The organism is Clostridioides sp. ZZV14-6345, assembly GCF_020657775.1.
GTDB lineage: Bacteria > Bacillota > Clostridia > Peptostreptococcales > Peptostreptococcaceae > Clostridioides > Clostridioides difficile_D.
This window is the reverse complement of the sequence record NZ_JAGWCX010000014.1, coordinates 58,623-67,865: the sequence shown is the minus strand read 5'-3', so window position 1 is coordinate 67,865 and position 9,243 is coordinate 58,623. Positions and strand designations below refer to the sequence as shown.

At 25.7% G+C, this 9,243-nt stretch carries 9 protein-coding genes; 3 read left to right on the top strand and 6 right to left on the bottom strand.

Annotated elements, in window-relative coordinates:
• Positions 1-165: 165 nt before the first annotated feature.
• The 6 genes from KGF39_RS05645 to KGF39_RS05620 all read right to left on the bottom strand — a co-directional run bounded on the left by KGF39_RS05645 (position 166) and on the right by KGF39_RS05620 (position 5,953).
• Positions 166-663 carry a CarD family transcriptional regulator gene (locus tag KGF39_RS05645; RefSeq protein WP_054273265.1) on the bottom strand — a complete coding sequence of 166 codons (498 nt, stop codon included), beginning with the start codon at positions 661-663 and terminating at the stop codon, positions 166-168.
• Positions 664-906: 243 nt separating this feature from the next.
• Positions 907-1,971 (bottom strand): ABC transporter permease, encoded by a 1,065-nt coding sequence (locus KGF39_RS05640; protein WP_227821517.1) that lies wholly within the window; start codon positions 1,969-1,971, stop codon positions 907-909.
• A gap of 2 nt (positions 1,972-1,973) precedes the next feature.
• A complete protein-coding gene (locus KGF39_RS05635) occupies positions 1,974-3,071 on the bottom strand; it encodes an ABC transporter permease (protein WP_227821516.1) in 1,098 nt (365 codons plus the stop codon).
• 13 nt (positions 3,072-3,084) lie between these two features.
• Complete coding sequence (locus KGF39_RS05630; protein WP_227821515.1) at positions 3,085-4,020, bottom strand: ABC transporter ATP-binding protein; 936 nt, start codon at positions 4,018-4,020, stop codon at positions 3,085-3,087.
• Between the two features lie 132 nt (positions 4,021-4,152).
• Complete coding sequence (locus KGF39_RS05625; protein WP_054273269.1) at positions 4,153-4,797, bottom strand: response regulator transcription factor; 645 nt, start codon at positions 4,795-4,797, stop codon at positions 4,153-4,155.
• Complete coding sequence (locus KGF39_RS05620; RefSeq protein ID WP_227821514.1) at positions 4,790-5,953, bottom strand: sensor histidine kinase; 1,164 nt, start codon at positions 5,951-5,953, stop codon at positions 4,790-4,792. The genes KGF39_RS05625 and KGF39_RS05620 overlap by 8 nt, the downstream gene beginning before the upstream one ends.
• Before the next feature lie 184 nt (positions 5,954-6,137).
• On the opposite strand from KGF39_RS05620, the gene KGF39_RS05615 reads away from it, so the two are divergent.
• Genes KGF39_RS05615 through dprA form a run of 3 tightly spaced genes read left to right on the top strand, consistent with a single transcriptional unit; the run spans position 6,138 to position 9,236 of the window.
• Complete coding sequence (locus KGF39_RS05615) at positions 6,138-6,482, top strand: YraN family protein (protein WP_054273271.1); 345 nt, start codon at positions 6,138-6,140, stop codon at positions 6,480-6,482.
• A gap of 30 nt (positions 6,483-6,512) precedes the next feature.
• Positions 6,513-8,117, top strand: a complete 1,605-nt coding sequence (locus tag KGF39_RS05610) for a YifB family Mg chelatase-like AAA ATPase (protein WP_227821513.1) — start codon at positions 6,513-6,515, stop codon at positions 8,115-8,117.
• An 18-nt stretch (positions 8,118-8,135) separates the two neighbouring features.
• Positions 8,136-9,236 carry a DNA-processing protein DprA gene (gene dprA, locus KGF39_RS05605; protein ID WP_227821512.1) on the top strand — a complete coding sequence of 367 codons (1,101 nt, stop codon included), beginning with the start codon at positions 8,136-8,138 and terminating at the stop codon, positions 9,234-9,236.
• The last annotated feature ends 7 nt before the right edge of the window (positions 9,237-9,243 follow it).

Sequence of the window (9,243 nt, the reverse complement as noted above, 5' to 3'; positions counted from 1 at the left end):
AGATTTTTGGTCCAACAATTGGGGTGCAGTACAGATAAGCCTCTTTTTCACTGTTGGTAATGATTAAGATATACTTGATTTCATACAAAAAAGAGTGCCCATGAACTAAAAAGTTCACTTTGAGGCACTCCATTTTAGGTTTTTTATTTAAATAAAAACATATGTTTAATTATTATTTGCCGAATTTAGTATATGTTTTTTCATTTCTTCTAATACGATTGTATAAGATTTGCATTGAGCAGCAGCTAATTCTGATAAAGCAAATCTTTGAGCTTTATTTAGAAAGTCCTTATCTGTACTACATAATTGTTTTGAACAATCTTGTATCATAAGCATTTTAATCAATTTTACAATCTCAAAAACATCTCCTGAATGAAATTTATCATGGTATAGTTTAAGTCTTTGTTTTCTATCAAAAATCCATACACCATCTGTTCTATCAATAGATTGGATAAAATTATCAACTTCATTTCCATCCATAACTGGACGCATACCAATTTTGTCAGCATTTAGAACTGGAATCGAAATTTTAAGGTTACTATTGAAAATAACAGTTAATTCATAATATTTTTGCATCTGATGATTTATTTTTTTTGTTACAATATCATTTACATAGCAGGCTCCTTCTTTTGGATACATCACACTTTCACCAATTTTATACATATATTAATTGTACCTCCAAACTTAATTTTAGATATTGCAACTTGAGTACAATGCTTTAATTATCTAATAATTATTATTATACCACAAAATGCTTGACAAGTCAAAAATATTAATATATAATATTAAGTTTAGCTTTGAGGATATATAAAATTAAAGATAAAAATATAAGATAAAATGATTTAACATGTTGAAATATCCTGTTATCATTATATAAAACTAGATACGAATTATACTTAGTAATTATTAGTTTTTAGCAAAATCTCGTAATTTAAGACTCCCTGCCGTTACGAAAATAATTCCAATCAGTATTAGAACTATTATATTTATTAAGATACTACCATTGTTTTTAATTGCATCTATAGTCCAATAAAATGGTGTAAGCTTTGAAAGATTAGTCATAAATGATAATTTATCCATTGATGGTATTAGACTAGATATAGATATAGCCAGACCTATTAAAGAATAAAAAGTAGATATAAGACTGATAGAATTTTCACTTTTAAATACTCTGGCTATCCAAAATACAAATCCAGTTGCAACAAAACTATTTGCTAGCACAATCATCAATATATTTATAGTTAATCTAAAGTCTCCTATAAATGTAAAACACACTAAAGTTAAAATGTATGCAATTGATTGAATAAAAAATAACCCTAAAAATATACTAAAAATTATTTTTATATCTTTGTGATTTGTAGAAATAAGTCTTTTTAGTACATTTGATTTTTTTAATGTAAATAAATCAGAAGCAAGATGTGCTGCATTAATATACATAAAATAACATATTAAGAAAACTACTAAAAATGAATTTTTATTCTTATCTGTTTTTTTATCAATTATATTTGTTTTGGTCAATTTATCATCTATATTTTTATCCACTTTTAATTTTAATGAGTTAGCAATAAAAGATTCTATTTGTGATTCTGCCCAAAGACTACCACCACCATTTTCAGTTTTAAAGCACTTAACTACAGGTCGTTTTAAGTTATCTATATTAGTTGAAAAATTTTCATCTAAGACGAATACAGCAGAAACTTTATTATTTTTTAATAGACTCATTGCCTTATCTTTCTCATTTAATTCAAATGAGTTTTCTTTTAATTTAGAGCTATTTATTAACTTATGCTCATACTTTCCTGAAGAGTCAGATACAATTGCTACTGGAGAAAAGTACATTGATTGATTTTCCGAGTTATTGGTAAAAAAGTTAAGAGAAAAAATTAATATAACAGGAAACATAACTATATTAATTAAAAGAGAATGATTTTTTATATATCTCTTTATATTTGCAACAATTAATCTAATCATTATTAAACCTCCCTCCATTTGTATTTTTCTTTTATAATAGTAAGCGTAATCAATATTGTAGAGGCAATTAAACATGTAAAAATTAAGTTTCCTATCGAATCTATAGTTTTAAATGTTTCATAATCACTGAACAATGTTCCTATTAAATAAGTAGGAGATAAACTCGTAAACTTAGTAAACACATCATTTACTACACTGAAAATGCCTCCAAAAATTGCCTGTAGGAAGAGTAATGTATAAACTATAAATGTACCATATTTCTTACTAAAAAAGCTGGTTACAAAAGAAGATATTGAAGTCATAAAATAAGATGATAAAGCGCAAAGTAAGGTCAATATAGCAAAATTACCTTTAAATGTTATTCCAAGAATTCTAAAGAATAAGACATATAATAACAAGAATATAAATGAATAAATCCATAAACCTACAAAGTCATAAATTAAGAATTGTACTCTAGTTATAGGCATAGAATAAAGCCTTTTTGAAAGTCCTTTTGATTCACTTATATAATTTGATAAAATATTGTTCATTATAAAAATTATTACAAGAAATCCTAGTGAAACTAAAGCAAAGTATTCATAAGAATCTTGTTTGACATTATTTTTTATTGTAGAAGTATCAATAGAACTCTTATTAAATAAGCTAGATAACTCTTCTGAACTTAGTTTTTGAGAATTATTCAAATATATCTTTTCATGATAAGTGTCTAATATATCCTGAAGTAATACTGTAATATCATTGTGAATGCCAAGGTTTTCTATATTTATAATGTTTGATTTTTCATCTAATAAATTATTTTCATATCCTTTAGGTATAGTGAGTTTTAAATCTGCCTTAGAGTCTTCTTTTTGGACTGTTAATACAGAAGATAAATCATTTTTTAAAAATGTTGTCAAATTATTTGATAGCTTTGTGTTATCTTTATCATATATAACAATTGATGTAGGGTCTGTTTGTATAGGATTTTGAAACATGCTTTCTGTAACCATTCCAAGAAACCAAGCTAGAATCAAAGGCAAAGCTAAAAAATATATTAAGTTAAGTATAAAGGAGCTTCTTAAACCTTTTAGCATAGTTTTTATACTCATGTATAATTTCATAAAATCACCCCCACTAGTCCCTTAAATTTTTGCCTGTTAGATTTAAAAATACATCTTCTAGACTAGGTTCTTCATAAGAAATTCGCACTATTTTTGAATTGTTTTTGTCAACAACAGAGAGTATATCTGTAAGTTGTAATTTTTTATCTATATCCAATTCTACTAATGAATTATTTTCTAAAATAGATATAACACCTTTAGTATTTTTTAAATCAAAGATAAGTTGAGCATTTATATTTTTTATTTCCATAATTAATTTTGTATTTGTAGATACTAATGATTTTAAATAATCATTATCTCCAAAAGCAATCTCTTTACCTTCATCCATAATAAAAATTTTAGAACAAAGATGTTCAACTTCTTCCATATAGTGAGAAGTATATATTACAGTAGTTTTCTGTTTTTTAGATATATCTTTTATAAAATTGAAAATGTGATTTCTTGATTGTGGGTCGACACCCACAGTTGGTTCATCTAATATTAATATTTTAGGATGATTTAAGAGTGCTATCCCAATGTTTAATCTTCTTTGCATACCACCAGACAATTTTTTGACCTTTTTCTTTTTGACTTCAGTAAGACCTATGACTTCTAATGCTTCATTGATTCTTTCTTGAAGTAACTTTCCTTTTAAACCATAGAAAGCTCCAAAGTATTCTAAGTTATCAAAAGGAGTAAGAGCTTCTATAAGTGCTAATTCTTGTGGAACCAATCCTATTATAGATTTTGCTTTTATATAATCTTTTGACAAATCTAAACCATTGATTTGAATACTACCACTGTTTGGCAACATAAGATTTGTAATTATATTTATAAGTGTAGATTTACCTGCACCATTTGGGCCAATAAGCCCAAATATCTCGCCCTCTTTAACAGAAAAGCTGATATTATCAAGTGCTAGTTTATCATTAAATCTTTTTGTTATATTATTTACTTTGACTATATCCATAATAATACCTCCCAAAATAATTTTGTATAAGTTAAAAATCTATAATACTATAATAAAGAATTATAAACTATAATTCTATTACTATAAGTCACTAAAAAAAGTGACTTAAGTCACTTTATATTTTTAGATTTATTATATTACGATTTTATTTTTGAAGGCAAAGATTGCTAGTTGAGTTCTGTCACGAAGTTCTAGTTTTCCTAAAATATTAGTTATGTTATTTTTTATTGTACCTTCAGATAAGAATAACTCTTGGCTTATTTCTTTATTATTAAGTCCATTTGCAATTAATCTAATTATGGATATTTCTTTTTCTGTTAAATTGTACATGTCATAAATATGCTCTTGTTCAATTGTTTTTTCAGAGGACATAATTTTTTCAGCTACACTTTTATCAAGTACAATATTGCCAAAAAATGAAGAACGAATACCTTCATGTAATACCTCATCAGAACTATCTTTTAAAAGATATCCAGAAGCTCCAAATTTCATAGCATCTTTTATATATTCATCATCATTAAATGTTGTTAAAATTAATAATGCTATAGAACTATTATATTCTTTTATAAGCCTTGTACCTAGAACTCCATCACAAACCTTCATTCGTATATCCATAAGAACTATATCTACATCGTTTGTTTTACAGAATTCTAAAGCCTCATATCCATTAGAAGCATCTCCTACAATTTCTAAGTCATCATAAGATGACAAAATAATTTTAAGACCTTTTCTAATCAATTTTTCATCATCTACTATAAGAACTTTGATTTTATTCAAAAAAATCACCCCCTGAAAATTTAGGAAAAGAAGCTCTAGTTGTGAAACCATTATTAGAATTATCAAATTCAACTTTACCATTTAATTCATATATTCTTTCACTAATACTGCTAAGCCCATTTCCTTTTTTTATATTGCCACATCCTATACCATTATCACTAATAGTAACTATAAGATTTGAAGGATTGAATGTCATAAAAATTCTGATTTCAGTTGCTTTTCCATGTCTTGATGAGTTGGAAAGCGATTCCTGAATAAGTCTATATAAAGCTATAGATTGATTTCTAGATAGGTTCCAAGTATTTTTAGATATAGTTAATCTAACATTGATATTTGTAAGCTTAATGAAGCTTTTAACGAGCTCTTTGATTTTAAATAAATTTTGGTAATTTTCATATTCAACAGGTTTTAGTTCAGATATAGCCCTTCTTACATCTTGAAAACTTTCAGTTACAAATTCTCTAAGTTCATGTACTAAATCAGAAATTAGAGGTTTGTCCTTTAAGAGTTTTTCTATAGCATTTAATTGTATTATTGTTGTAGAAAGAGAATGTCCTACACTATCATGTATTTCTCTTGATATTCGATTCCTTTCTTTTAAGATTGCTAATTCTTCTATAGAACTTGCATAAATTTCCAAATCAGCATTAGCTTTCTTTAGTTCATCTTTAGAAATTCTGAGTTTATCATAAAGATTTTGATTGTATAATTTTGATAAATTCTCACTTTCTAGATATATAGAAAGTATAGTTATAATTAACAATATAGAACTCGATTCTAGTGCTAAATATATATTTTTATCTAAACTAATAATAAAAGAAGATATTATAATGAAAGAGAATAATATGTATTTATATTTTTCCTTTATTAAAAATGATGTATCTAAAATTAAAGGAACAAAGTAAAGAGAATTAAAAGCTTTTGTATAATTACACAATATAAAAATTAAAGTAAGTTCTAAAAAATAAGAAATAAGTACAAATTTATTCTCATTTGATAAAGAAAAAAATCTAACTTGATTATTTATTATAATTAAAAATAATATTATCATGGTCATAATTGGATATAATGTATTTTCAACATTGTTCAAATAGCTTACAACTAACATAAATAGAGATAAATATCGTATAAAAATAACTAATTTTTTTCTCTTCATTAAAGACCTTCCTCCATAAAAATAAACTTTATCTATGAAAACTAGAATAATATCATAGCAGAATAAAGTCAATAGAAGTATTTATTAATATTCATGGAGATAAAATCAATTTAAAAAAATTGAATAGTTAAATTGTATACTGACCATAATTTAAAAGTAAAAATTTAGTGTATTGGAGTAAACAATGAATAATAAAGAAAAAGGTGATTTTGGAGAAGAAATAGCAGTTAATTATCTGTTATCAAAGGGTGTAGAGATACTAGAAAAAAACTACAGATTAAAGATAGGAGAAGTCGATATAATAGCAAGTATAGGTAATGAGATTGTATTCGTGGAGGTGAAATCAAGGACGACAATAAAGTATGGCTATCCTTGTGAATCTGTAAGTTTTAAAAAGAGAAAAAAGATAATTGATGTTGCAAAGTACTATATTATAAAAAATAACTTACATAACACTCCCATAAGATTTGATATTATAGAGGTCTATTTATTAGAAAAAAGAATAAATCACATAATGAATGCTTTTTAAAAAATATAAAATTTTTGGAAAGGATTAAATATGTTAAGTATTATTAACTCAAGCAATTTAGTAGGAATAGATAGCTTTTTGGTAAAGGTTGAAGTTGATATAAGTAATGGAATACCTAGCTTTAACATTGTTGGTCTTCCAAGTAAGGAAATCAAAGAGTCAAGAGAGAGAGTAAAATCAGCAATTATTAATAGTGGATATAAATTTCCAAGTACGAGAATAGTTGTAAATTTATCGCCAGCAGATATAAAAAAAGAAGGAGCTTTTTTAGATTTATCTATAAGTATAGGTCTTTTAAGAGAGTCAATAAAAAAGGATGAAAATTACATAAGAGAAAGTATGTTTATAGGAGAGTTGTCATTAGATGGAAAAATAAGAAAAGTAAGAGGAATATTGCCTATAATTATGGGGGCAAAAACTCAAAATATAAAACGTATTTTTATACCAATTGAGAATATAAAAGAAAGTTTATTTGTAGATGAGATTGATATAATTCCTATTAGAAGTTTAAAAGAATGTGTTGATTTTTTAAATGAAGAAATAAGAGTCGATAAAGAAAGGATAATGTCTTTTTTAGATGATGAGCTAGAAAAAAATAGTAAAGAGCTAGAAAAAGATTATAATTATAAAGGTTGTAAATATATTAAGGCTTATAGTATAAAAGAAAATAAATATGATGAAGATTTTAAAGATGTAAGAGGAAATTACTTCGTAAAGAGAAGTGCAGAAATTGCAGCAGCTGGTAATCATAATATACTTATGATTGGACCTCCAGGCTCAGGAAAAACTATGATTGCAAAAAGAGTAAGGACGATTTTACCAGATATAAGTATAGAAGAAATGATAGAAGTAAGTAAAGTTTATAGTGTACTAGGTATGATAAATGAAAATAAAGGAATAATTGATAAGCGACCCTTTAGAGCACCTCATCATACAACTACAAAGCAATCCTTAATTGGTGGAGGAATAGATGCAAGGCCTGGAGAAGTTGCACTAGCACATAGAGGTATCTTGTTTTTGGATGAAATAGCTGAATTCGATAGAAAAATACTTGAGACTTTAAGACAACCTATAGAAGATGGATATGTAAATATATCTAGAGTAAAGTACAATGCAAAATATCCTTGTAGAGTATTGTTAATTGCAGCTATGAATCCATGTCCATGTGGTTATTATATGTCAGAAACAGAGTGTAGATGTAGAAGTAACGAAATTGATAGATATATAAATAAAATATCAGGTCCATTATTAGATAGGTTTGACATTTTTGTAGAAGTTAATTCTATAAAATATTCTGATTTTAATTCTTCAAAACAAGAAGAAAGTTCTCAAAAAATAAAGAGAAGAGTAGAAAATGCTAGAAAAATACAGATAAATAGATTTAAGAAAGATAATATAAAAAATAATAGTGAAATTAAAGCTTACAATTTATTAAACTATTGTAGACTGGAAAAAGAAGCTTCAAAAACGGCTGAGATAATATTTAATAAATATAACCTAAGCAGTAGGAGTTATACAAAACTTTTAAAAATGGCAAGGACAATAGCGGATTTGGAGGAAATAGAATTAATAAATTCGCAGTGTATTATAGAAGCTTTTTCATTTAGAAAGGCTTATTATAATTATTTTAAATAAGTTTTTGAGGTGGATTTTATGGAAAAAAGAGATACTTATTTGTGGTTGAAATCAATTAGTGGAATAACAACAAAAACGATTGAAATAATAGAAAATGAAATAGTAAATATTGAGGATATATTTGATTTTTCTGAAAAAGAAATATATAATTTAAAAAATATAAGCTTGAATATTAGAAAAAGTATAGTAAAATATAGAGGTCACGCTTATTTAGAAAATATAAAAGAACTACTTTATAAAAAATCAATTAAGTATATTTGTCAATATGACAAAGAATATCCTGAAAAATTAAAGAATATATACAATGCTCCAAAGTTATTATTTTATAAAGGTAACATAGATTTAGTTAATAATAATTTTAATATAGCTATAGTGGGTTCAAGAAAACCTACAGCCTATGGAATTAATTGTGCAAAAACAATGAGTTGTCAACTATCCCAGTATGGAGTTAATATAGTAAGTGGATTAGCTATAGGAATAGATGCATACTCACATATAGGTTGCATGAATGGAAAATCTAAAACTATAGCAGTGCTTGGTTCAGGAGTAGACAATCCTCTTCCAAAACAAAATTTACATTTATCAAATAAAATATTAGAAAATGGGGGATTATTATTATCAGAGTATAATATTAACTCGACAGTAGCCCCATACCATTTTTCTAATAGAAATAGGATTATTAGTGGATTAAGTGATGGAGTAGTTGTTGTAGAGGCAGCCATAAAAAGTGGTGCATTAATCACAGTAGATTTTGCTCTTGAGCATGGAAAAAATGTTTTTGCAGTACCAGGTAATATAAATTCTCAAATGAGTAGAGGTTGTCATAAAATTATAAAAGAAGGTGCAAAATTAATTGAAAATATAGAGGATATTTTGAATGAATATAACATATTTAATATTGTTGATAAAAAAATAAATCAAAAATATGATAATATAAGTTTAAATGCCAAGTCTAAGCAAATAATTGAAGCTATAAAAAGAGAAGGAAACTTGCATATAGATAGTATTTGTGATTATACTGGTATAGAAATAAAGTATGTAAATTCAATAATTAATGAATTAGTACTAAATGAGTTAGTAGTAGAAATGAATAATAAAACGTACAGTTTAAATGTATAAATTAAGA